Below are 22,597 nucleotides of genomic sequence, written 5' to 3'. Positions count from 1 at the left end.
TCTGGGACGAGGGCGGCGCGATGCACGAGTTCACGGAGCTGCGCGGCCGCGAGGCGGCCTTCCCGGAGGCGGAGTTCGCCGCCCGGCAGGCGGCGGCCCGGGCCGCCATCGCGGGTGCCGGCCACGACGCCCTCGTGGTGACCGGCCCGGAGACGATCTACTGGCTGACCGGCCGCCAGACGGCGGGCTACTTCGCCTTCCAGGCACTCCTCGTGCCCGTGGACGGCGACCCGGCCCTCCTGGTCCGGCAGCTCGAACTGCCGGGCGCGGCCGCCAACACGTGGCTCGACGACATCCGGGCCTACCCGGACGGCGCCGACCCGGCCGCGGCCCTGGCGGCCCTCGTGCGCGGGCGCGGGGTCGCCCGGCCGGCCCTGGAGCGGGACGGCTGGTTCGTCGCGCCGGCGCTCGCGGCGCGGATCGACGCCGCCCTCGGAAGCGGCCCGCTGCCCGACGGATCCGGCCTCCTCGCCCCCCTGCGGGCGGTGAAGTCGTCGGCCGAACTGGCGGCGATCCGGGCCGCCGCCCGGTACGCGCAGGCCGGTCTCGCCGCGGGGCTCGACGCCTGCGCGGCCGGCACCGACGAGAACGCCGTCGCCGCCGCCATGCTGGCGGCCGCAACGGCCGCCGGATCCGAGGCCATGGCGATGGAGCCGCTGGTCGCGTCGGGACCGCGCAGCGGTCTGCCGCACATGACGTGGCGGCGCCGCCGGCTGGAGCCGAGCGACGCGGTCTTCCTTGAGCTCGCCGGCAGCCACGCCCGCTACCACGCGGCGCTGATGCGCAGCGTCTGGATCGGCCCGCCGCCGGCCGAGGCGCAGCGGATGATGGACTGCGCCCTGCGCGCCCTCGACGCGGCGCTCGGCGCGATCCGCCCCGGCCATCCCTGCGCCGCCCCGCACGCGGCGGCGCAGGCCGTGATCGACGCGGCGGGCTACGGCCCGGCCTTCCGCAAGCGGATCGGCTACTCGATGGGCGTCGCCTTCGCGCCGGACTGGGGAGAGGGTGCCCTGCTCTCGCTGTTCACCGGACAGGACCGGCCGATCGAACCCGGCATGGTCTTCCACCTGCCGGCCACCCTGCGCCGCTACGGCGCCTGGACGGTCGGCGCCTCGGAGACCGTCATCGTCACCGCAGACGGGGTCGAGCCCCTGTCCGACCTGCCGCGCACCCTGTCGGTGCGGTGAGGCGTTGCTTTCACAAGCGGAGCTTGAACTGACGGGCCGCCGTACCGCTCCCGCGGTCGCGGACTGGTCGGCGACGCCGAGCGGGAGCCGGCCCCATTCCTGCAAGCGATGCCGGGCCGGGCTTCCCGCGGGGACCCGGCCCACCGGTGCGTGGTGCCGGAGCGGAGCGGGAGGTCTCGGATGAAGCGACGCACGCTGTTGCAGGGAGCCGGCGCCCTCGTCGCCGGCGCCGTCGCGGCGCCGGCCCTCGTCCGCGCGGAGGCGGCCCGGACCCTGCGCTTCATCCCGCAGCAGGATCTCGTCACCCTCGATCCCGTGACGACCTTCGCGTACATCACCCGCAACCACGGCTACATGGTCTTCGACACGCTCTACGGCATGGACGCGGCCTATCGCGCCACGCCGCAGATGGTCGAGGGCCATCGGGTCGAGGCGGACGGGCGCCGCTGGGACTTGATCCTGCGGGCGGGCCTGCGCTTCCACGACGGGACGCCGGTGCTGGCCCGCGACTGCGTCGCGTCGCTGCGGCGCTGGGCGAAGCGCGACCCGTTCGGCGGCTCCCTCATGGAGGCGACCGACGAACTCTCCGCGCCCGACGACCGGACGATCCGGTTCCGCCTGAAACACCCGTTCCCGCTGCTGCCAATCGCGCTGGGCAAGGCGTCCGTCCCGGTCTGCGCCATGATGCCGGAGCGCCTCGCCGCCATCGACCCGTTCCAGCAGGTGCCGGAGCTCATCGGCTCGGGACCGTTCCGCTTCAAGCCCGACGAGCGGGTGCCCGGCGACCGCGTCGTCTACACCCGCTTCGAGGACTACGTGCCGCGCCCGGACGGCCCGCTGACCTGGACCTCGGGTCCGAAGGTCGTCCATTTCGACCGGGTCGAGTGGCGCGTCATCGGCGACACCTCCACGGCGACCTCCGCGCTGATCGCCGGCGAGGCGGACTGGCAGGAATACGCCTCGCACGACCAGATCGCGCTCCTGCAGGCGGCCAAGGGCGTGAGCACCCGCGTCCTCGACCCGACCGGCTTCGTGACCATGCTGCGGGTCAACCACCTGCAGCCGCCCTTCAACAACCCGGCGATCCGGCGGGCTCTCTGGGGCGGGATCGACCAGACCGCGTGCATGCAGGGGGTCGTCGGCGTCGAGGATCCCGGCCTGTTCCACGTGCCCCTCGGCTTCTTCTGCCCGGGCACGCCGATGGCCTCGACGGACGGGTTGCAGCCGCTCACGGATCCGCGCGATCCGGCGCGGGTGCGCGCCGATCTCAAGGCGGCCGGCTACGGCGGCGAGACCGTGCTGCTGATGGTGCCGTCGAACTCGGCGCCGCTGCTGGCGCTCGGCCAGGTCGCGGCCGACCTGCTGCAGCGGGTCGGCATGACGGTGGAGGTCTACGCGGTCGAGTTCAACGCGATGCTGCAGCGGCGCAACCGAAAGGGGCCGGTCTCGGAGGGCGGCTGGAGCGCCTTCGTCACCAACTGGTCCGGCATGGATTGGCTGAACCCCGCGGGCTACATCGCCCTGCGCGGCACCGGCGAGAGCGGCTACGCCGGCTGGGCCACGACCCCGCGGATCGAGTCCCTGCGCGACGCGTGGCTCACCGCCCCGGACGAGGCGGCGCGTGCCGCCCTGTGCCGGGACATCCAGCTCCAGGCGATGCAGGACGTGCCCTACTACCCGCTGGGCCAGTACCTGCAGCCGACCGCCTACCGCTCCCGCCTCACCGGGATCCTCGACGGGTTCCCGACGTTCTGGAACGTCCGGCCCGCCTGAGGGGGCGAGTTCCGGGGCCTCACAGCCTCGGGAAGGTCGGCGGCGCGATGGCGTCGGGGCCGCGCCCGGCCCAGTCGAGCTGCCGGACCTGCGCGAGCGCGCGGCCCTGCGCCTCCTCCAGCGCGGCCGCGGCGGCGGCGTAGTCGATCGTCAGGGCGCGCCCGTCGCGGACGATCTCGCGGCCGCCGACGAAGACCTGCCGAACCGCGCGGTCGCCGGCCGAGTAGATCAGCGACTGCACGGGATCGCGGCACGGGCGCATGGCCGGATGCCCGCAGTCCACGAGCACGAAGTCGGCCTTGCAGCCCGGTTCGAGCCGGCCGATGTCCTCGCGCCCGAGCGCCCTGGCGCCGCCCACCGTGGCGGCGTGGAACACGTCCGCCGCGCGGGTGTCGCGGGGATTCTCGGCGACGACCCGGGCGAGGTACGAGACGAGGCGCATCTCGTCGAGCATGTTGTGCGGGTAGACGTCGGTGCCGATCCCCATGTTGACTCCGGCCTGGAGGTAGCGCCCGAAATGGTGGAGCGCGATGCCGCGCCGGGCGAAGACCGTCGGGCAGTGGGCGACCGTGGCGCCGCGCTCCGCCAGGCGGCGCAGGTCCGAGCCCCGGCTGTGCCAGTGGGTCCAGGGATGGTCATCGAGGAAGATCCCGTGGCCCACGATGGTCCGCTCGGTGAGCACGCCGAGATCGTCGAGCCACTCGATCGGCGTCATCCCGGTGCGGCGGGTGATCTCGTGGAATTCCGACAGGGACTGCGCCGCGTGGGTGTGGAAGCGCAGGTCGCGCGCGACCGCCTCGGAATGGGCGTCCCGCAGCAGCTCCGCCGTGCAGGTGTCGACCTGCGCCGGGCAGAGCATGCCGGAGAGGCGCCCGCTAGGGTGCCCCTCCGCCGCCGCGATCTCGGCGAGGGCCTGCTCCAGGCCGCGCTGGCCCGCCGCCGCGTCCCACTCGTAGTCCACGCTGTGGCCGTTGCGGGTGAGCCAGCGCCCGGATCGGAACATCGGGGCGATGCAGACCCGCAGGCCCGAGGCGCCGAGGAGATCCAGCCAGCCCGCGCTCGGCAGGGCGAGGTCGCAGACGGTGGTGACGCCCGACAGGGCGAGCTCCGCGAGCGCGACCCCGTAGGCGGCCCGCGTCCCCTCAGCGTCGGGCCGCAGGATCGGCAGGTACTCGTAGAGCGAGGTGTTGTAGAGCCGCTGGCTGCCGACCTCGTCCCACATCCCCTTGTTCATCGGCTCCGAGAACAGGTGCGTGTGGATGTCGACGAGCCCGGGCATGATCATGCAGCCGGAGGCGTCGACGGTCCGGGCCGGCTCGGGACCCGCGTAGCCCGGCCCGACATGGATGAGGGCGCCGTCCGCGAAGGCGACGTCCGCGCCGGTGCGGTAGACGTGACCGCCGCTGTCCGGATCCCAGGCGACGACCCACCGGGCCCCCTTCACCAGCGTGATTTCGGCGGTGGCGTCCGGAGCTTCGTCCTGCATCGATAACCTCTCCCTTGCGTAAGCGGGCGGGCAAGAACGGTGCCTCCCGATCGGATCGGCGGCCATGCGGCCCGGGTTTCGCTTGAGGTCTTCCGCGGTCACGATGGGTCGGTCGACGTCGCGGCATCGCGGTCGATCCCGATCGACCGGTATTCAGAGGGAAGGCGCCATGCGGCCTCGCGACACCACCGAGCCCGCGCGCATCCTGATCATCAACCCGAACGCGTCCCGGGCGGTGACGGCCGCCATCGACGCCGCCCTGGCGCCGCTGCGGCTGCCGGGCGGCCCCATCCTCGCGGTGACCGACCTGCCGGAGGGCCCGGAGAGCATCGCGACCCAGCGGGACGCGGATTCGGTGGTGATGCCGCTCGTCCGGTGCGTGGCGGACGATCCGTCCGACGCCTTCGTGATCGCCTGCTTCAGCGATCCGGGCCTGCACGCGGTCCGGGAGGCGGCGAGCGGTCGCCCGGTGATGGGCATCGCCGAGTGGGGGATCCTGCGGGCCCTGACGCTCGGGGAGCGCTTCGGCATCGTGGCCCTGTCCGAGGGCAGCGTCCGGCGCCAGCGCCGCACGGTGCGCCAGATGGGCCTCGGGGATCGCTATGCCGGGAGCCGGCCGGTGGAGGCGCGGGCCTCCGAGACGGCGGACGCCGCGATGGGCCCGCGCCTGATCGCGGCCGGTCGGACCCTGGTCGAGCGCGACGGCGCCGACGTGGTCGTGCTCGGCTGCGCCGGCATGGCGCGCCACCGGGCCGCCGCGGAGGCCGCGATCGGTTGCCCCGTCATCGAGCCCTGCCAGCAGGCGGCCGCCGCGGCCCTCGGGGCCGTGCTGCTCCGGGCCGCCCCGTGAGAAGGAACCGGCGATGCAGTACGACCTCCTGATCCGCGGCGGTACCTGCGTGACGCCGTGGGGCACCGAGACGGCGGATGTCGGGATCCGCGACGGGCGCATCGCGGCCCTCGGGGTCCCGGCCGGAGCGACGGCGGAGGCGGTGATCGACGCCGCGGGCCTGCACGTCCTGCCCGGCCTGATCGACAGTCACGTTCACCTGCGCGATCCCGGCGACCCGGCGGTGGAAACGATCGAGACCGGCACGCGGGCCGCGATCCTCGGCGGCATCGCAACCCTTTTTGACATGCCCAACACCGTCCCGCCGATCGCCGACGCCGGGCGCCTCGCCTGGAAGCGCGACTACGTCGCGGGCCGCAGCTGGTGCGACATCGGCCTCTACGTGGCCGGCACCAAGACCAACATCGACGCGCTCGCCGCCCTGGAGCGCGAGGCGGGGGTCTGCGCCGTCAAAGTCTTCGCCGGCAGCTCCACGGCGGCGCTGATGATCGAGGACGACGCGCATCTCGAGCGGGCGATGCGCGCCGGCCACCGGCGCATGGCCTTCCACAGCGAGGACGAGTACCGGCTCCAGGCGCGCAGGCCGCTGTTCAGCCGGGGCCAGCCCTACCGGACTCACATGGAGTGGCGCGACGCGGAATGCGCCTTCCTGGGCACGCGGCGCCTCATGGCCCTCGCCCGCAGGACCGGCCGGGCGACCCACATCCTGCACGTCTCGACCGCCGAGGAACTCGCCTACCTGCGCGACTTCCGCGACCTCGCCACCGTCGAAGTGCTGGTCAACCATCTCACCCAGGTGGCACCCGAGTGCTACGACACGCTCGGCGGCCTCGGCGTGATGAACCCGCCGATCCGCGATGCGCGCCACCGGACGGCCGCCTGGGCGGCCCTGCACGACGGCACCGTCGACACGGTCGGCAGCGACCACGCGCCCCACGCGCGGGCGGCCAAGGCGCAGCCCTGGCCGGACTGCCCGGCCGGCCTCACCGGGGTCCAGACCCTGGTGCCGGTGATGCTCGACCACGTCGTTGCGGGGCGATTGTCCCTCGCCCGCCTCGTCGACCTGATGGCGGCCGGGCCGGCCCGCGTCTACGGGCTCCTCGGCAAGGGCCGCATCGCGGCCGGCTACGACGCGGACTTCACCCTGGTGGACCTGAAGGCCCGCCGCAGGATCGAGGATTCCTGGATCGTCTCGCCCTGCGGCTGGACGCCGTTCGCGGGACTGACGGTCACCGGCTGGCCGGTCGCCACGATCGTGCGCGGGATCCCCGTCATGCGCGACGACGCGGTGCTGGGCGAACCCGTCGGCCGCCTCGCGCGCTTCGCCGCCTGACCGGGCGCCCGTCAGCCGCCGCAGGTCTCCGCCACGAGCCACGCGGTGAGGATCGCCACGGCGTCGAGCAGGTCGTCGATCACCATGGCCTCGCGGGGATTGTGGCTGCCGTTGGCGTTGCGCACGAGCAGCATCGCCATCGGCACGCCGGCCTTCGCGAAGGCGGCGGCGTCGTGGGAGGCCGGGCTGCCGAGGGGCCGCGTCGCGATGCCGAGGGCGTCCGCGGCCGCCGCGAACCCGTCACGGATCCGCGGCGCGACGGCGCCGACGCCCGCCTCGGCGCGCGGACCCAGCGTCACCGTCACGCCGCGGCGGTCGGACACCTCCGCCACCGCTGCCAGGAACGCCGCCTCCAGTTCCGCCAGCACCGCGGCCGCGTAGGCCCGCATGTCGAGGCTGAACCGGAACTCGCCCGGGACCGTGGTCAGGCCGTGCGCCGCGGCGTCGGTGTGGAACCGGCCGAAGGTGACGGCCATCGCGCACCCGGCCGCCTCGCGCTCCGCCCAGACCCGGTCCAGCGCCAGGGCGATCTCGGCCCCGGCCATGGCCGCGTCGCGCCGGAAGCGGCGCGGCGTCCCGACATGGTCGTAGCGGCCGGCGATGCGGACGTCGGGATAGCGGACGTTGCCGGGGATCCCGGTGCAAAGCCCGACCGGGATCCCGGCCTCCTCGAGGCTCGGCGCCTGCTCGATATGCACCTCCAGGAAAGCGTGGATCGCGGCTGCGTCGAAGGCCGCCGGGCCGCGGGCGAGCGCGTCCGGGTCGCCACCCTCCCGGGCGATGTGGTCGGCGAGGCTGAGGCCCGTGTCGATCCGGGCCGCGTCGAGCGCCCCGTCCGGCAGGGCTCCGAGCGCCGCGCGGCTCCCGATATACGAGACCTGGAACCAGACGCTCTCCTCGGCGCGGATGCCCAGGACGGAGATGTCCCGCTCCGGCTCCAGGCCGAGTTGGCGGATGGCCGCAACGGCGGCGAGCCCGGCCACCACGCCGGCGGCACCGTCGAAGTTGCCGCCCTGGGCCACGGTGTCGAGGTGGGAGCCGATCAGGATCGGAGGCAGGGTTCGGTCCCGCCCCGGCAGCGTCATGGCGGTGTTGGCGGCGGCGTCCCGGGCGATCGCGAGGCCGAGATCGGAGGCGCAGCGCGCCACCGCCGCGTGCGCCGCGGTCTCCTCCGGGCTGTAGGAGGCCGGGTAAACCCGGGCTCCGTCCGGCCGCACCGGGCCAGCTCCGCGAACAGGGCCTCGACCCGGGCGCGCTGCGCGCGCACGGCGGCCGTGATGGCGGACACGCGATCCATCGCTACGCCTCCCCGAGCGCCGGTCCCCAGGACGGGCCCGCCGGTGCCCCTGCCACTTTCGTGCCGGCCCGCCGGATCACCGGGACCGGTCACCGAGCCCGGTCACCGGGACCGAGTCTGCCGGATCGCCGGGCGCGCGGCCAGCCGCGCGGGTCAGCACCGCGGCGCGGGATCGTTGCCCGGCCGGATTCCGGCGGCTATCGCCGGTCCCGGCAGGCGGGCGGAGGTTCTGCAAATGAAGACGATCGGGTTCCTGTCCTTCGGGCACTGGTCGCCGACCGGCGGGTCGGCGACGCGCAGTGCGGCCGACACACTCCTCCAGTCGATCGACCTCGCGGTCGCCGCGGAGGAGCTCGGGGCGGACGGCGCCTATTTCCGGGTCCACCATTTCGCGCGCCAGCTCGCCTCGCCCTTCCCGCTGCTGGCGGCAGTCGGCGCCCGGACGAAGCGCATCGAGATCGGCACCGGCGTCATCGACATGCGCTACGAGAACCCGTTCTCCATGGTCGAGAATGCCGGCGCGGCGGACCTCATCGCGGGCGGACGCCTGCAGCTCGGGCTCAGCCGCGGCTCGCCCGAGCAGGTCATCGACGGCTGGCGGCACTTCGGCTTCGCCCCGGCCGAGGGCGAGACGGACGCCGATATGGGGCGCCGGCACACCGAGGTCTTCCTCGACCTCCTGAAGGGAACGGGGTTCGCCGAGCCCAACCCGCGGCCGATGTTCGCCAACCCGCCGGGACTCCTGCGCCTGGAGCCGCATTCCGAGGGGTTGCGGGACCGCATCTGGTGGGGATCGGCCTCCGACGCGACCGCGATCTGGGCGGCGCAGCAAGGCATGAACCTGCAGAGCTCGACCCTGAAGGCGGACGAGACCGGCGAGCCGTTCCACGTCCAGCAGGCCAGGCAGATCCGCCGCTACCGGCAGGCGTGGCAGGATGCGGGGCACGCCCGCACGCCGCGGGTCTCGGTCTCGCGCTCGATCTTCGCGCTCGTGAACGACCTCGACCGCGCCTATTTCGGGCGCGGAACGAGCAGCGACCAGGTCGGCATCATCGACAATATGCGGGCGGTATTCGGCCGCTCCTACGCCGCGGAGCCGGACCGGCTGGTCGACGAGCTGCGCGCCGACGCGGCGATCGCGGAGGCCGACACCCTGCTGCTGACGGTCCCGAACCAGCTGGGCGTCGCCTACAACGCCCACCTCATCGAGAGCCTGCTCACGCACGTGGCCCCCGCGCTCGGGTGGCGCTGAGCCGACCTCCGGCCGGGTTCGCCGGCGCCGAGGGCATGCAGCCCCTCGGCCGGCCCTGTCCCGGGGCCCGTCGGCCTACCCATCGCCGCGAGCGTGCGGTAGCCTCCCGTCGGCCCGTCACGCGGTGCCCGAGTCCGGCACTTGCATGGAGATCACCGGGATGTCGCACCCCGTGGACTGGAACGCGTTCGCCGACGCGTGGTGCGCCGCCTGGAACGCCCACGATGTCGAGCGGGTGCTGGCCCATTTCCACGACGACGCCGTGTTCACCTCGCCGGGCGCCGCGCGGATCGCTCCCGCTTCGGGCGGAACGGTGCAGGGCAAGGATGCGCTGCGCGCCTACTGGACGGAGGCCCTGCGGCGGATCCCGGACCTCCACTTCGCGGTAGAGCAGGTCTTCGCGGGCATCGACACGCTGGTGATCCAGTATCGCAACCAGAAGGGTGTGAGCGTCAGCGAGGTGCTCGTCTTCGAGGATGGCCGCGTGCGGGCGGGGCACGGCACCTACCCGATCGGCGTCGACAACCCCGTCGGTGCCGCGGCGGGCTAGAGCCGTTCGCGATGCGGCCGCGCCGGCCTCGGCGGGGCCGCCCGCATCGCAACCGGGTCCGCGCGCGTTGGTTGGCGTCGCGTGGCGAACGGGCGCGGGCCCGCTGCCCGCAGCGGGAGACGAACCATGAGTGATGGCTACCCTTCGATGACGGCGCTCCTGGGCCTCCTCGCCCTGGCAGGCTACCAGAACCGCGACAAGCTCGCGGAGCTGCTGGGCGGCGCCGGTCAGACCGCGCCCGCGGGCCCCGGCGGTCCGGCCGGCGGCTCCAACGGCGGCTCCGGTGCCGGCCTGGGCGGTCTCCTCGGCGGCCTCCTGGGCGACCGGCGCGGCGAGGCTCCCGGCGGGTTCCTGCACAGCGGACTCGGCGAGATGCTGGACCGCTTCCAGCAGGCCGGTCACGGGACGGCCGCCCAGTCCTGGGTCAAGACGGGACCGAACCAGGAGATCGCGCCGCGCCACCTGGAACAGGCGATCGGACCCGACGTCCTCTCGGCTCTCACCCAGCGGACGGGACTGTCCCGCGATGAGCTGCTCTCCCGGCTGTCCCGCGAGCTCCCCCGGGCCGTCGACCGCTACACGCCCGACGGACGGATCCCGGCCTGAGGTCAGGCCGGCGGACGGATCCCGGCCCGACCTTGGGGGTCGGGACCGTCACGGTCGGCGGGGCGTGGGCGACGGGCGCCGGTCTCAGGCGCCGCCGCGCCGCGCGCGCGGCTTCGGCGCGGCGAGCCGGTGGGCCGCCGTCAGGGCCGACATCAGGGTCGCCTCGTCGACGATCGCGAGGTCGCACCGCGTCGCGCCCATCCGCCCCCAGCCGCCCGGAACGGGGCTGAAAGCCGCCGGCACCTGCTCGCAGAAGAAGTCGCGCAGGTCCGGGTCGAACATCAGGTTGATGTCGTGGCCCACCTCGTCCAGCGTCGCGAAGGTCTTGCGCGGCGTCCGGAAGGCCGTCCTGTGGAAGTGGGGGGCGGAGGTCACAGCCTCCAACGTCGCGATGAGCGCCTTCACGCGCGCGATATCGACGCCCATCGCGGCCCTCCTCCCCTAGTTCGGGCACTCATACAACGATCTGCGTCCGCTCGCGTCCGCTTCCTGATTGTGGAGTTCTCCGCGCGAGAGGATCGCGATGGCGCGGTTGTTCTGGCTCTCAGACGACGCCTGGGCGCGGATCGAGCCGCTTCTGCCGCATGGCCAACCGGGCAAACCTCGGATCGACGACAGGCGGGTGATCAGCGGCATCCGGCACGTCCCGAAGGTCGGCTGCCGCTGGCAGGACACGCCCTCCGCCCACGGCACCCACACGACGATCCACAACCGCTACAACAGGTGGCTCATCACGGGCTCTGACGGCCGACAGAGCCTGCGACGCGCAGAGCCTGGGGGATTGGCTCAAGAGCCACCGAACTGATCGCCACCATCCCGTCCACGGCCACGCGGACGGTGCCCTACAAGCACAGCCGGATCGCCGACCGGCGACGCAATCGAGTCGCGTGCCTTTGCGGACACCTCAGAAACTGGCGGCCCGTCACGACCCACCACGATCGCTTGACCCATGATCATCTCGCCGCCGTCGCGCTCGTCTCCCGTGTCATCGCATGGGCCTGAATGAGCCCCCAGCTAGGATGCCGATCGCTCGGTTGAGCCTGTTTCATGATTGAACATTTTCCGGATCTTTCTGTAGCTCCTGGTCAGAGGCGCGACATAGGACCCGTACAGAGAGTTGTATTTCATCAACGTTTCGTCTTTGAGGCCAGAGATGCCGAATACCGGCATCTCGTTCCGACTCGGTCTGTAGGCAGTCCCGAACATCCAATCGAATATAGACAAATTTGTACCGAAATTTTTGTCCCAATGCGCCTGCACCTTGCTGTGATGTATCTGGTGCATATGCGGGCTGATCAGGAATTTATCGAAGAAACCCAAGCTTATCGGAAGATGCGAATGCTTCAGCGGATCGAGAGTGAGAAGAATGAAAACTTTCGATGCGACCCAAGATAGTGACGTTGCTTCAACGACGCTGAGACCGAACAGGAACATGAACAAGCCACCGGGCACGGCAGTCAGAAGCCCTCGAACGATGGCTTCGAGCGCCATCCCCACGGGATGGCCTCGCTTCGATGTCAGAGGGTTCAGAGTTTGCGCCGAATGATGGACTTTATGAAGCTCCCACAGGAACGGCACTTTATGCTCAACATAATGGCAGATAAAATCCGAGAATTCCACGACAACGAACACGACGATCGTGCAAATGCTGGCATAAAAAATACTAAACTCGAGGTTCTTGAAATCCGGGAAAAGTAGATGCGCGAGAGAACTATATGCATTGCAGCAAACAGCAGTGAGAAATATGGCAGGTATCACGATGAAACTGCCTGTCAATTTTCCAATGATGTATATTTTTACATCTGTGTGGAAGCTTTTTTCCGTGAGGACATTGAACGGCACGCAGTGCTTCGCAAGTCCACGGAATGAGAATTTCGCGCGGTTCTTTGCAATATAAGCTACATAAAATGCCAGTCCGAACCCGAAAAACATTGTCCAGGTAATAAGCAACTGTGGCGCATGAATGATTTGCTTGAAAAAATCAGTCATCGCTCCCTCCAACGCAATTCAATCGATTCCAGAAAGGCAGGCGCGCACCAAAGCGATGTGGCCGGCTCTCTCAATATTGATCTAAAAATTGTCAGATATTAGACCTAGTGTCTATGTTCAATAAGTTTTTTGAGATCGCCCCTATTAACCCACATCAAGGTCGTTATGGGAGCACCCATACGAGCGTGCGGCTCCGTCGCGGTGAGAGCGCTGCAGCACGGGCTCCGGGCCGGCACCTACGATCCGCTTTCGGACTGGAGGCGGGCCCAGCACGCCGGCGGCATCGGGACCCGGCCGGCGATGGGGATGCGCCCGGGATCGGCCTTTCCCCACAGGCCGCCTTCGCGATCGAGGGCAACACCACGCCTCGGGCGTCGCTCTGAACGCCGTCGTCGCCGTCAGGTGCCGATCGAGTCCAGATGCTGGGTCGGCGGCGGATCGGACCGCCCGCCCGACCGGTCACCCGGTTCGGCGCTCGCAGAATCGCAACCGGTTCCCGAACGGATCCGCCACCTCCAGCACCTCGCCCCAGGGCGCCTGCTCGATGCCGGGCCGGGCATAGCCGTAGCGCTGGTCGGTGAGCGCCCGGTGATAGGCCCGGATGCCGCGCATCGGCACGAACACGGTCGAGCCGGGGGTGGCGTCGCCGTGGTGCTCGGTCAGGTGCAATCGCAATCCCGCGCGGGCGACCTCCATGTAGAGCGGCAGACCCGGCTCGAACCGGTGCTCGAACCCGGGCGTGAAGCCGAGAAAGCCGCAGTAGAACGCGCGCGCCTTGGCCTCGTCGAAGATGCGCAGAACCGGCACCGCTTCCAGGAAACGGGGGCCGTCATCCGCGTCCCGGTCCAGGACGGCGCAGGCGGTGTTCCAGTCGTCGTAGCCCAGCCCGGCGGCGACGAGTTCGAGGGCGGCCGCGTGCGGGACGGCGAGGTCGCGGGCTGCCAGCGCGGCGCGCAGCCGCTTGGCCATGGTCTTGGCCTGATCGACGGTCGTCATGGTCCTCTCCCCGAGCCGGCGTCGGTCCGTCGGTGCCCGCATTGCCGACCCGGCGCCGGTCAGGGACACGGTGGGGGTGGGTCGTCCGCGATGCGTTCACCATCCCGGTTCCGGGGCGAGCGGCAGGCCGCATCGGCCTGGCGGCAGGCTACCCCGGCCGCGGCGCGGCCGCCAAGAGGTTTGAGGGAAGGCTGACACGGGACCTGCCGGCTTCCGACGGGTCACGACCCCGTGCCGTGCGCGCGGCCGGCCGGTCGCTGCCGCAGGCGGCGGTCTACCAGCGACCCGCCGCCTGGCGCTCGCGGAGCGCGATCTCGTCCGCGCTGGGTGGTTTGCTGGCGAAACTGCCGGTCTGGACCGCCCCGTCCCGCGCGAACACCGCGACGTGGACGCCCTTCGGCGAGTGGCTCTGCTCGACCAGCGTCCAGGTGCGGGCCGCCGCCGGGTCGTCCGCGTACCAGCGCTTGCCGCGGCCGAGCATGACCGGGAATGTGATCAGGACGAGCCGGTCGATGAGGCCCGCCGGAAGCAGCGCCGGATAGAGCCTGCTGCTGCCCTGGATGAGGAGGTCGGGGCCCGCGCTCTCCTTGAGGCGGGTGACCGCCGCGACGGGGTCGCCGGTGAGGTGCCGGCTGTTGTTCCAGCCGAGGGCGGCGTCGCTTCCGGTCACGACATGCTTGCGGATCGCGTTGAAGGTCGCGCCGATCGGCTGCTCGGCGTTGTGCGGCCAGTAGGCGGCGAAGATCTCGTAGGTGCGCCGGCCGAGCAGCAGCTCGTAATCGCCGCCGAGCAGCTTGCCCATCGGCCCGGCGAGCGACGCGTCGAAGTACGGGAAGGTCCAGCCGCCGTGCGCGAAGCCGGTCTGATCCTCCTCCGGACCGCCCGGTGCCTGGATCACGCCGTCGAGGGACTGGAAGAGGGAGCCGGTGATCTTACGCATGGGCGGAGTCCCCGCGGAGGGCAGCCTCGATCCGGGCGATGTCGATCTTGCGCATGGTCATCATGGCCTCGAACGCGCGCCGGGCCGCAGCCCGGTCGGGGTGGCTGTTGGCGTGCAGGAGCGCGCGCGGCGTGATCTGCCAGGAGAAGCCCCAGCGGTCCGTGCACCAGCCGCACGCGCTCTCCGCGCCGCCGTGGCCCACGACGGCGTCCCAGTAGCGGTCGGTCTCCGCTTGATCGTCGGTCAGCACCATGAAGCTGACCGCCTGGTTGGCCCGGAAGGCCGGGCCGCCGTTCAGGCCGACGAACGGACGGCCGAGGACGGTGAACGCGACCGTGAGTTCGTCGCCCGCGGACCCGCCGGGGAAATCCGAGGGGGCGTTCATGGGCGCGCCGACATGGCTGTCGGGGAAGGTCGCGGCGTAGAAGTCCGCGGCCTTGCGGGCCTCGCCGCGATCGAACCACAGGCAGGTCGTCAGCTTGTCGCTCGTCATGGCCGGACGCTCCTCACGTGGCTTGCCGCGGGCCGGCGAGGCCGAGCTGGTGGCCCGCCGGATCGGCGATGTTGGCCGCGTAGCTGCCGCCGGGGATCGGGTCGGGTCCCTGGAGGACCGTGCCGCCCGCCGCCCGGACGGTCGCGAGCGCGGCGTCGATGTCGGCGACGTGGATGTACCAGTTCCAGCGGGCCGGCGCGCCGGTGGCCGCGCTCGACATCACCGCGCCGGGGCGCAGGTCGCCCCGCCCGATGAAGGCGTACTCGCCCAAGTCGCCCATCGGCATGGCACCGAGCTTCTCCCAGCCGAACAGCGCCCCGTAGAAGGCGAGGGCCGCCGCGGGATCGGGGGTGGCGAGCTCGATCCAGACGCCGTGGCCGCGCGTCCGCTCCGTCTCGAGCGGCACCGGCCCGAAGGCCCGGCTCGCGCCGGGACGGGCCGGATTCATCGCGGCGAAGACCACGCCCTGCGGGTCGCTCACCATGGCGAAGCGGCCGACATGGGGGATGTCGACGGGCCCGAACCGGACCGCGCCGCCGAGATCGACCGCGCGGGAAGCCAGGGCGTCGACGTCCGAGGTCGCGAGGTAGACCGCCCAGCCGGGGAGGCCGGGGGCCTCGGGCATCGGCCGCCGGATTCCGGCCACGGGCGCCCCGTCGGCCTCCGCGATCCGGTAGCCGCCGTGCTCGGGCATCGGCGACGGCGCGACGCGCCAGCCGGCGACCGCCTCGTAGAAGGCCTGCGCGGCGTCCGGGTCGGACGCGTTCAGCTCGAACCAGATGGGTGTCCCCTCGGCGGGTGGCATCGGGCGCTCCTCCGTGACAATCGGCGCTGCGGCCGCTGCGCGGCGCCCCCTCCGGCCCCGCTTTGCCCAGGCTCGCATTCTCGGTTACACAAAGCAACCATGAAGTCAGAAAAAATAACCGATCTAGCATCCCGGCCTCGCGAGCGCCTGTACGACGACGCCTGCGGCACGGCCCTCGCGCTGGAGTTCATCGGCGAGCGCTGGTCGCTGCTGATCATGCGCGAGCTGGTCTACGGTCCCCGGCGGTTCAGCGAGATCCGGGCAAACCTCCCGGGGATCAGCGCGAACGTGCTGACGCAGCGGCTGGAGAGCTTGGCAGCGGCGGGCATCGCCCTGCGCTACCGGCTGCCGTCGCCGGCCAACGTGCAGGTCTACGATCTCACCGACTGGGGCCGCGAGGCCGCGCCGCTGATGCGCGATCTGGGCCGCTGGGCCGCCCGCTCGCCGCGGCACGATCCGAGCCTGTTCATGTCGGGGGCGTCGGCCATGATGTCGCTCGAGGCCCTGGTCGACCGCGGGCGGGCGTCGGCGCTGTCGGCGACGGTCGCTTTCCACTTCCCAGGCGAGGACTTCGTCGCGACGGTGGCCGGCGGCGAGATCCGCGTGCGGCGGGGCGTCGCCGAGGCGCCCGACCTCGCCTTCACCGGCGACACGATGGCGATGCGCCGCACGGTCTACGGCAAGGCGCCGCTGGACCGGGACGGCGCCGGCGGGACGCTCGCCGTCGCGGGCCCCGCCGACCTGGCGCGGTCCTTCATCGACCTCTTCACCCTGCCGGCCAAGGCGGGCTGAGGTGCCCGTCCCGCGGCTCGCGCGGGGAGGGCGCGCCGCCCGCGAGCGCGCCGACAACGCCGGCGAGCACGTCGAGGCCGACCGCGACGTCCGCCGGGTCGACGGTCCCCGCCGCCCCCCAGCCGACGCCGCCCCGACAGCGGATCAGCGCGAGGCCGATCGGTCCGAGCAGGGCCATGTGGGACGCGTCGGTGGTCACACCCTGCGCCAGCCGCACGGCGCGGTGTCCCGCGGCCTCGACGGCCTCCTCGAACAGGCGGACCAGACCGGGATCGCACCGGGTGGCGTCGGGATCGACGCTGCGCTCGACGGTGATCCCCAGCCAGCGCCGCGCCGCGACCGCCTCGAGCGCCGCGGCGAGTTCCGCCAGGGCCGCGCGCCGCGCGCCGTCGTCGGCGGAATCGACGCGGACGCCCAGTGTCGCCGCCCCCGCGACCACGAAGGTCGGCACCGGCGCGACGTCGAGGCGCATGACCGTGACGGTGACCCCCTCCCGCGCCAGGCCGACGCGCTCGGCGGCGAGGACGCATTCGGCCGCCCCGGCGAGGGCGTCCCGCCGGCCCGGCATCGGGTTCGCCGCCGCGTCGACGGCGGCGCCCGTCAGCGTGACCCGGAGCATCGTCGATTCCGACAGGGCCGGCACGATCCCGACCGGCGCTCCCGATCGCTCCAGCACGGGGCCGGCCTCGGCGGCGACCTCGAGATAGGCCAGGATCGCGTCCGAGGCCCGGCGCGCGCTCGCGAGGCGCGCCGGGTCGAGCCCGTGCGCCTCCAGGGCGCGACGCAGGGTGACGCCGTAGGCGTCGTCCCAGTCCAGCGCGTCCGGGGCGAGCCGCCCGACCACGGCCCGGCTGCCGAGCTGCCGGGGACCGAACCGGCCGGCCGCGTCCGCGACGAAGGCGACGACCTCGACCGCGTGGCGCGGCGGCGGTCCGTGCCGGATCAGGCGCTCGACGGCGGCGATGCCGATCAGCACGCCGAGCGTCCCGTCGTAGCGGCCGGCATCCTCGCGCGTGTCGACGTGGCCCCCGACGACGACGGCCGGGCCGCCCGGAACCGCGCCCTCAATCCGGCCGACGAGGTTGCCGGCGGGATCGCGCCGGGCCGACAGGCCGGCCTCCGCCATCCAGCCGAGGACGAGCGCCTCGGCCTCGGCCTGCTGCGGGCTGAAGACGCGCCGCGTCAGGGTCCACGGGTAGGCGCTGATCCCGGCGAGCCGGTCGACGCGCGCCAGGACGATCCCGGCGGCGCTCTCGGGCGCCGCCGTCACGGCGCCCTCGGCGTCACCGCGATCCCGGCCCCCCAGTAGCGGTTGGCGATCAGCTGCTGATTCCGGATGAGGCCGATCGCCGTCCTGGCGTCGCCGCCCGCGAACGTGCCGACCGCCGCCCCGCAGAGCGTCAGGTACATCCGCTGGTGCACCACGGACTCGAAATAGGCCCGGGGCGGCGGGGCGAGATCGAGGCCGGCATCGAGGTTCTGCTGGCGCACCCGCGCGGCGGCCTCCGCCACCGCCGCCTGCACCGTCTCCATCATCGCGCGCTGCGCGGCGTCCAGGATCTCGGACGCCTTGCGCTCTTCGGGCGTCAGAACAGGGCAGGCGACAGCCATCGCGACCTCCGTGTCGATCGCCGGTGAGGCTGACCGGCCGGCCGCGCGGCAATATGGCCGGCGCGTATCAATTCGTTACGGCGCGCCGGACCCGTCACGAACCGTCACTTGCGCAGCGGCACGCCCTTCGTGGTGAAGCGCTGGCCGCCGCCCGTGTAGCGGGGTCGCGGCTGGCCGCCCGTCCGGCCCGCCCCGGCGCCGGTCCCCGGCGGCTGCGAGAACGGCACCAGCTGGTCCGGCCGCGGCCCGATGAGATCGGCGCGGCCCATCTCCCGCAGCGCCTCGCGCAGCAGGGGCCAGTTCTCGGGGTCGTGGTAGCGCAGGAACGCCTTGTGCAGCCGGCGCTGGCGCAGGCCCTTGATCGCCTCGACCGACTCGCTGCCGCCGCGTTTCACGCCCCGCAGCGTGTTGATCTCGGTGTGGTACATCGCGGTTGCGGTCGCCATCGGCGAGGGCAGGAACGTCTGGACTTGGTCGGCGCGGTAGTTGTTCTTCTTGAGCCAGAGCGCGAGGTGCATCATGTCCTCGTCGGTCGTGCCCGGATGCGCCGCGATGAAGTACGGGATCAGGTAGTACTTCTTACCCGCCTCCTTGGCGGCGGCGTCGAACATCTCCTTGAACCGGTCGTAGGTGCCGATCCCTGGCTTCATCATCTTGTCGAGGGGGCCGCGCTCGGTGTGCTCGGGCGCGATCTTCAGGCGCCCGCCGACATGGTGGGTGACGAGCTCCTTGATGTATTCGGGGCTCTTCACCGCGAGGTCGTAGCGCACGCCCGAGGCGACCATCACCTTCTTGACGCCCTTCACCTCGCGGACCTTCCGGTAGAGCCGGATCAGGTCGTCATGCGAGGTGTTCAGGTTCGGGCAGACGTCCGGGAAGACGCAGGAGGGCAGCCGGCACGCCGCCTCGATCTTCGGGTCCTTGCAGGCCATCCGGTACATGTTCGCCGTCGGCCCGCCGACATCCGAGATCACGCCCGTGAAGCCCGGGGTCTTGTCGCGGATCCGCTCGATCTCGCGCAGGATCGAGCCCTCCGAGCGGTTCTGGATGACGCGGCCCTCGTGCTCGGTGATCGAGCAGAAGGTGCAGCCACCGAAGCAGCCGCGCATGATCGTCACCGAGAACTTGATCATGTCCCAGGCGGGGATCTTCGCGTCGCCGTAGGACGGGTGCGGGGCGCGGGCGTAGGGGAGGTCGTAGACCGCGTCCATCTCGTCGCTGGTCAGCGGGATCGGCGGCGGGTTGAGCCACAGGTCGCGGTCGCCGTGGCGCTGGACGAGGGGGCGCGCGTTGCCGGGATTGGCCTCCCGGTGCAGCACGCGCGAGGCGCGGGCGTAGGCCTCCTTGTCGTCCTTGACCTCGTCGTAGGCGGGCAGCCGGATCACGGTCTCGCCGGGCCGGCGGGTGGCGGCCTCGTCCGTCGAGTCGAGGTCGTCGGCGGGCAGCTCGGTGTAGTGGGCGGGCACGCGGCGGAACAGGGCGACGCCCCGGATCGCGTCGAGCTGGTGCGGCGCCTCGCCGGCCGCGAGGCGGTTCGCCACCTCGACCACGGCGCGCTCGGCGTTGCCGTAGATCAGCAGGTCCGCCTTGGCGTCGGCCAGGATCGAGCGGCGCACCTTGTCGGACCAGTAATCGTAGTGCGCGATCCGGCGCAGCGACGCCTCGATGCCGCCGAGCACGACCGGGACGTCCTTGAAGGCCTCGCGGCAGCGCTGCGTGTAGACGATGGTGCAGCGGTCCGGGCGCCGGCCGCCCTCGCCGCCGGCCGTGTAGGCGTCGTCGTGGCGCAACCGCCGGTCCGCCGTGTAGCGGTTCACCATCGAATCGAGGTTGCCGCCGGTGACGCCGAAGAACAGGTTCGGCTTGCCGAGCGCCTTGAACGGCTCCGCCGAGTGCCAGTCGGGCTGGGCGATGATGCCGACCCGGAAGCCCTGCGATTCGAGCAGCCGGCCGATGATGGCCATGCCGAAGCTCGGGTGGTCCACGTAGGCGTCACCGGTCACCAGCACGATGTCGCAGGACTCCCATCCCAGGGCCGCCATCTCGGCGCGGCTCATGGGCAGGAACGGCGCAGCGGGCCCGCGCGGCGACGGCGTGCGGACGGGGGGCGCCAGGGGACGGACGGTGGACGCTTGGAGTTCCATGGTGTCCCTGCATAGGCCTCCGGGGCCGCGATCTCAACGAATGGCAGGGCGGCGGTGGCCGCGGCCGTGCCGCCCGAGGGCGCCCTGCGCCGATCCGGCGCACCTCGAGACAGGCGATGCGCCGCCGTCGCGGCCGGCCCGGCTCAGCGCGCGATCAGCTCGCGGATGCGGGCGGCCAGGGCCTCCACGGCGAAGGGCTTCGTCAGCACCGCCATGCCGGGCTCGAGACGCCCGTCGCCCGGCAGCGCGGTCTCGGAGAAGCCGGTGATGAACAGCACCTTCAGCTCCGGTCGGCCGACCCGGGCGGCGTCGGCCATCTGGCGCCCGTTCATGCCGCCGGGCAGGCCGACATCCGTGACGAGCAGGTCGATCCGCGCGCCCGATTGCAGCACGCTGAGCCCGCCCGCGCCGTCCGCGGCCTCGATCGCCGTGTAGCCGAGGTCGCTCAGCACGTCCGTCACCAGCATGCGCACCGTCGGCTCGTCGTCCACGATCAGCACGGTCTCGCCCGCCTCGGCCTGCGCCATCAGGCCCCTGCCCGGGTCGGGCCCGTCCGCGTCCGCCTCGCCGAAGTGCCGCGGCAGGTAGATGCACACGTTCGTGCCCTGACCGACCGTCGAGGTGATCCGGACCTGCCCGCCGGATTGCTTGGCGAAGCCGTAGATCATCGACAGGCCGAGGCCGGTGCCCTCGCCCATCGGCTTGGTGGTGAAGAACGGGTCGAAGGCCCGGGCAACGACCTCCGGGGGCATGCCGGTGCCGGTATCGGACACGCACAGCGACAGGTACGGCCCCTCCGGCATGTCCTGGGCGTCGGCCTGCTGCCTGTCGATCCAGCGGTTGTCGGTCTCGATGGTGATCCGGCCGCCCCCGGGCATCGCGTCCCGCGCGTTGATGCAGAGGTTCAGGAGCGCGTTCTCCAGCTGGGACGGGTCCGCGAGCGCGGCCCAGAGCCCGTCTGCCCCGAAGTGCCGCACCTCGACGCTCGGCCCGACCGTGCGCTGGATCAGGTCGAGCATCCCGCGGACCAGCCGGTCGGCGTCGATCGCCCTGGGCGCCAGCGTCTGGCGGCGCGAGAACGCGAGCAGGCGGTGGGTGAGGGCCGCGGCCCGCCGGGCGGCGCCCTGGGCGGCGGCGATGTACTTGCCGACATCCTTCGACCGCCCCTGGGCGATGCGGGCCTCGATGAGCTCCAGCGAGCCCGAGATGCCCGCCAGAAGGTTGTTGAAGTCGTGCGCCAGCCCGCCGGTGAGCTGGCCCACCGCCTCCATCTTCTGCGACTGGCGCAGCGCCTCCTCCATGCGCGCCCGCTCCTCCCCGGCCTGCCGCAGACGGTCGGCCGCCGCCCGGAGATCGCGCGTCCGCTCCTCGACGCGGGCCTCCAGCGAGGCGTTGAGCTGGCGGATCTCGTCCTGCGTGCGGCGCTGCCGGTAGGCCGCGAAGGCCAGCAGGGCGGTGGCGAACAGGCCGCCGCCGCAGACGAGCCAGATCTCCGGCAGCGCCGAGCCGCGCCGGGGCGAAACGCGCTGCGCGAACGCCACGGTCCAGGTGCGGCCGCCGAGCTCGAGATGCGCCTCGCGGGTGAGGCGCCCCGCCCCGGCGGCGGAGGCCCGCGCGGACCGGTGCAGCAGGTTCGCCGCGCTCGGCGCGCCGTCGTAGATGGCGAAGGCCGCGTCCTCCTCGGCCTCCGCCGCCACGATGCTGTTGAACAGGTCGTCGGCCCGGAAGGCACCGAACACGAAGCCCAGGAAGCGCCGCCGCCGGTCCTCGAGGTCCGGCGGCACGCCACCGCCGGCATAGACCGGCATGGCGACGAGGAAGCCCGCCTGCTTGTTCGCGTCGATCTCCTGCACGAGCTGGATCCGCGCCGAGGCGGCCGGCTGGCCGGTGTCGCGGGCCCGCTCGACCATGTCGCGCCGCACCGGGTCCGACATCACGTCGTAGCCGATGGCGGCGAGGTTGCGCGGGTTCGGCGGCTCGGCGAACAGGACCGGGCTGATCATCGGGTTGTCGGTCGGCGGCCGGACCCGGGCATTCTCGACGCCCAGGGCCGCGGCGCGCGCGGCGAATGTCTCGCGCGCGGAGGCGGGCAGGGTCGGCGTGAAGCCGATGCCGAGGAAGCCGGGGTAGAGGCGCTGGAACTCGATCCGCTGCACGTAGGCCCGGAACTGGGCCAGCGTGACGGTGTCGCCGTCGGCTGCGAACAGGCCGGCGGCGCCGCGCAGGAGCGCCGTGTAGGTGCGGAACTGGTCCTCGACCGTGCGCAGCTCGATCTCGGTGGCGTGCTCGAAGGTCAGGCGGTCGCGCAGCGCCGCCGCCTGCCAGGTGAGGGCCGTGCTCAGCCCGGTCGCGAGGAGGCCGGCGGCCAGGATCGCGGGCGGGATCCAGCGCGCCGCGCCCGCCCCGCGGCGGGCGGCGGGCGCGACAGGAGCCTGCGATGCGGTGCGGTGGGACAAGGGGCGAGACCGGACTTCGACTGCGGCCCGTCAAAGC

The 22,597-nt window shown here is 72.3% G+C and carries 20 protein-coding genes and 1 pseudogene; 9 read left to right on the top strand and 12 right to left on the bottom strand.

Annotated elements, in window-relative coordinates; genetic code table 11:
- The first annotated feature begins 20 nt into the window (after positions 1–20).
- Together BLW78_RS23275 and BLW78_RS23270 are read left to right on the top strand one after the other, a co-directional pair.
- Positions 21–1,187: a M24 family metallopeptidase gene (locus BLW78_RS23275; protein WP_056527011.1), complete on the top strand. Its 1,167-nt coding sequence runs from the start codon at positions 21–23 to the stop codon at positions 1,185–1,187.
- A gap of 180 nt (positions 1,188–1,367) precedes the next feature.
- Entirely contained in the window at positions 1,368–2,960 is a 1,593-nt protein-coding gene (locus BLW78_RS23270; RefSeq protein WP_091682415.1) for an ABC transporter substrate-binding protein, read from the top strand.
- A 19-nt stretch (positions 2,961–2,979) separates the two neighbouring features.
- Here BLW78_RS23270 and BLW78_RS23265 read toward each other — a convergent pair whose 3' ends face one another.
- Positions 2,980–4,446 (bottom strand): amidohydrolase family protein, encoded by a 1,467-nt coding sequence (locus tag BLW78_RS23265; protein WP_056527005.1) that lies wholly within the window; start codon positions 4,444–4,446, stop codon positions 2,980–2,982.
- Between the two features lie 169 nt (positions 4,447–4,615).
- On the opposite strand from BLW78_RS23265, the gene BLW78_RS23260 reads away from it, so the two are divergent.
- The gene (locus tag BLW78_RS23260; protein WP_020094496.1) at positions 4,616–5,296 is read left to right on the top strand and encodes an aspartate/glutamate racemase family protein; all 681 of its coding nucleotides are present in this window, start codon (positions 4,616–4,618) and stop codon (positions 5,294–5,296) included.
- Positions 5,297–5,309: 13 nt separating this feature from the next.
- Positions 5,310–6,629, top strand: a complete 1,320-nt coding sequence (locus BLW78_RS23255) for a dihydroorotase (RefSeq protein WP_091682413.1) — start codon at positions 5,310–5,312, stop codon at positions 6,627–6,629.
- Between the two features lie 11 nt (positions 6,630–6,640).
- Here BLW78_RS23255 and BLW78_RS23250 read toward each other — a convergent pair whose 3' ends face one another.
- Complete coding sequence (locus tag BLW78_RS23250; protein WP_244527033.1) at positions 6,641–7,846, bottom strand: hydantoinase/carbamoylase family amidase; 1,206 nt, start codon at positions 7,844–7,846, stop codon at positions 6,641–6,643.
- A gap of 315 nt (positions 7,847–8,161) precedes the next feature.
- Between BLW78_RS23250 and BLW78_RS23245 the strand changes: the two genes are divergently transcribed.
- The 3 genes from BLW78_RS23245 (at position 8,162) to BLW78_RS23235 (ending at position 10,334) form a co-directional block, all read left to right on the top strand.
- Positions 8,162–9,178: an LLM class flavin-dependent oxidoreductase gene (locus BLW78_RS23245; RefSeq protein WP_056526992.1), complete on the top strand. Its 1,017-nt coding sequence runs from the start codon at positions 8,162–8,164 to the stop codon at positions 9,176–9,178.
- A gap of 160 nt (positions 9,179–9,338) precedes the next feature.
- The gene (locus tag BLW78_RS23240; RefSeq protein ID WP_091682445.1) at positions 9,339–9,728 is read left to right on the top strand and encodes a nuclear transport factor 2 family protein; all 390 of its coding nucleotides are present in this window, start codon (positions 9,339–9,341) and stop codon (positions 9,726–9,728) included.
- A 126-nt stretch (positions 9,729–9,854) separates the two neighbouring features.
- Positions 9,855–10,334 (top strand): YidB family protein, encoded by a 480-nt coding sequence (locus tag BLW78_RS23235; RefSeq protein WP_091682412.1) that lies wholly within the window; start codon positions 9,855–9,857, stop codon positions 10,332–10,334.
- Between the two features lie 84 nt (positions 10,335–10,418).
- Here BLW78_RS23235 and BLW78_RS23230 read toward each other — a convergent pair whose 3' ends face one another.
- A complete protein-coding gene (locus BLW78_RS23230) occupies positions 10,419–10,760 on the bottom strand; it encodes an MmcQ/YjbR family DNA-binding protein (protein ID WP_056526985.1) in 342 nt (113 codons plus the stop codon).
- A gap of 97 nt (positions 10,761–10,857) precedes the next feature.
- On the opposite strand from BLW78_RS23230, the pseudogene BLW78_RS31825 reads away from it, so the two are divergent.
- A pseudogene (locus tag BLW78_RS31825) lies at positions 10,858–11,061 on the top strand (transposase); the annotation flags it as partial.
- Positions 11,062–11,348: 287 nt separating this feature from the next.
- On the opposite strand, the gene BLW78_RS23220 reads toward BLW78_RS31825, so the two are convergent.
- From BLW78_RS23220 to BLW78_RS23200, 5 genes are all read right to left on the bottom strand, one after another.
- Positions 11,349–12,323, bottom strand: coding sequence for a sterol desaturase family protein (locus BLW78_RS23220; RefSeq protein ID WP_082557980.1), 975 nt, complete (start codon positions 12,321–12,323; stop codon positions 11,349–11,351).
- Positions 12,324–12,782: 459 nt separating this feature from the next.
- Complete coding sequence (locus BLW78_RS23215) at positions 12,783–13,319, bottom strand: glyoxalase superfamily protein (RefSeq protein WP_042670241.1); 537 nt, start codon at positions 13,317–13,319, stop codon at positions 12,783–12,785.
- Positions 13,320–13,593: 274 nt separating this feature from the next.
- On the bottom strand, positions 13,594–14,259 hold the full coding sequence (locus BLW78_RS23210) for a dihydrofolate reductase family protein (protein WP_056530206.1): 666 nt from the start codon (positions 14,257–14,259) through the stop codon (positions 13,594–13,596).
- A complete protein-coding gene (locus BLW78_RS23205) occupies positions 14,252–14,752 on the bottom strand; it encodes a VOC family protein (protein ID WP_020094506.1) in 501 nt (166 codons plus the stop codon). Before BLW78_RS23205 ends, BLW78_RS23210 begins: the two co-directional genes overlap by 8 nt.
- Before the next feature lie 13 nt (positions 14,753–14,765).
- Positions 14,766–15,557, bottom strand: coding sequence for a VOC family protein (locus BLW78_RS23200; protein WP_056530210.1), 792 nt, complete (start codon positions 15,555–15,557; stop codon positions 14,766–14,768).
- A 99-nt stretch (positions 15,558–15,656) separates the two neighbouring features.
- Here BLW78_RS23200 and BLW78_RS23195 point away from each other — a divergent pair, with 99 nt between their 5' ends.
- Complete coding sequence (locus tag BLW78_RS23195) at positions 15,657–16,349, top strand: winged helix-turn-helix transcriptional regulator (protein ID WP_056530214.1); 693 nt, start codon at positions 15,657–15,659, stop codon at positions 16,347–16,349.
- On the opposite strand, the gene BLW78_RS23190 is transcribed toward BLW78_RS23195, so the two are convergent.
- The 4 genes from BLW78_RS23190 to BLW78_RS23180 form a co-directional block, all read right to left on the bottom strand.
- On the bottom strand, positions 16,324–17,619 hold the full coding sequence (locus BLW78_RS23190) for a hydantoinase/carbamoylase family amidase (protein WP_170855224.1): 1,296 nt from the start codon (positions 17,617–17,619) through the stop codon (positions 16,324–16,326). The genes BLW78_RS23195 and BLW78_RS23190 overlap by 26 nt on opposite strands.
- Positions 17,616–17,960 (bottom strand): hypothetical protein, encoded by a 345-nt coding sequence (locus tag BLW78_RS31490; protein ID WP_020094510.1) that lies wholly within the window; start codon positions 17,958–17,960, stop codon positions 17,616–17,618. The genes BLW78_RS23190 and BLW78_RS31490 overlap by 4 nt, the downstream gene beginning before the upstream one ends.
- 104 nt (positions 17,961–18,064) lie before the next feature.
- A complete protein-coding gene (locus BLW78_RS23185) occupies positions 18,065–20,104 on the bottom strand; it encodes a YgiQ family radical SAM protein (protein ID WP_056530220.1) in 2,040 nt (679 codons plus the stop codon).
- A 143-nt stretch (positions 20,105–20,247) separates the two neighbouring features.
- On the bottom strand, positions 20,248–22,560 hold the full coding sequence (locus BLW78_RS23180; RefSeq protein WP_091682408.1) for a CHASE domain-containing protein: 2,313 nt from the start codon (positions 22,558–22,560) through the stop codon (positions 20,248–20,250).
- Positions 22,561–22,597: the final 37 nt, after the last annotated feature.

This window comes from Methylobacterium sp. 275MFSha3.1, assembly GCF_900108435.1.
Taxonomy (GTDB): Bacteria; Pseudomonadota; Alphaproteobacteria; order Rhizobiales; family Beijerinckiaceae; genus Methylobacterium.
The sequence above is the reverse complement of the archived record's forward strand: the minus strand, read 5'-3'. Positions and strand labels throughout refer to the sequence as shown.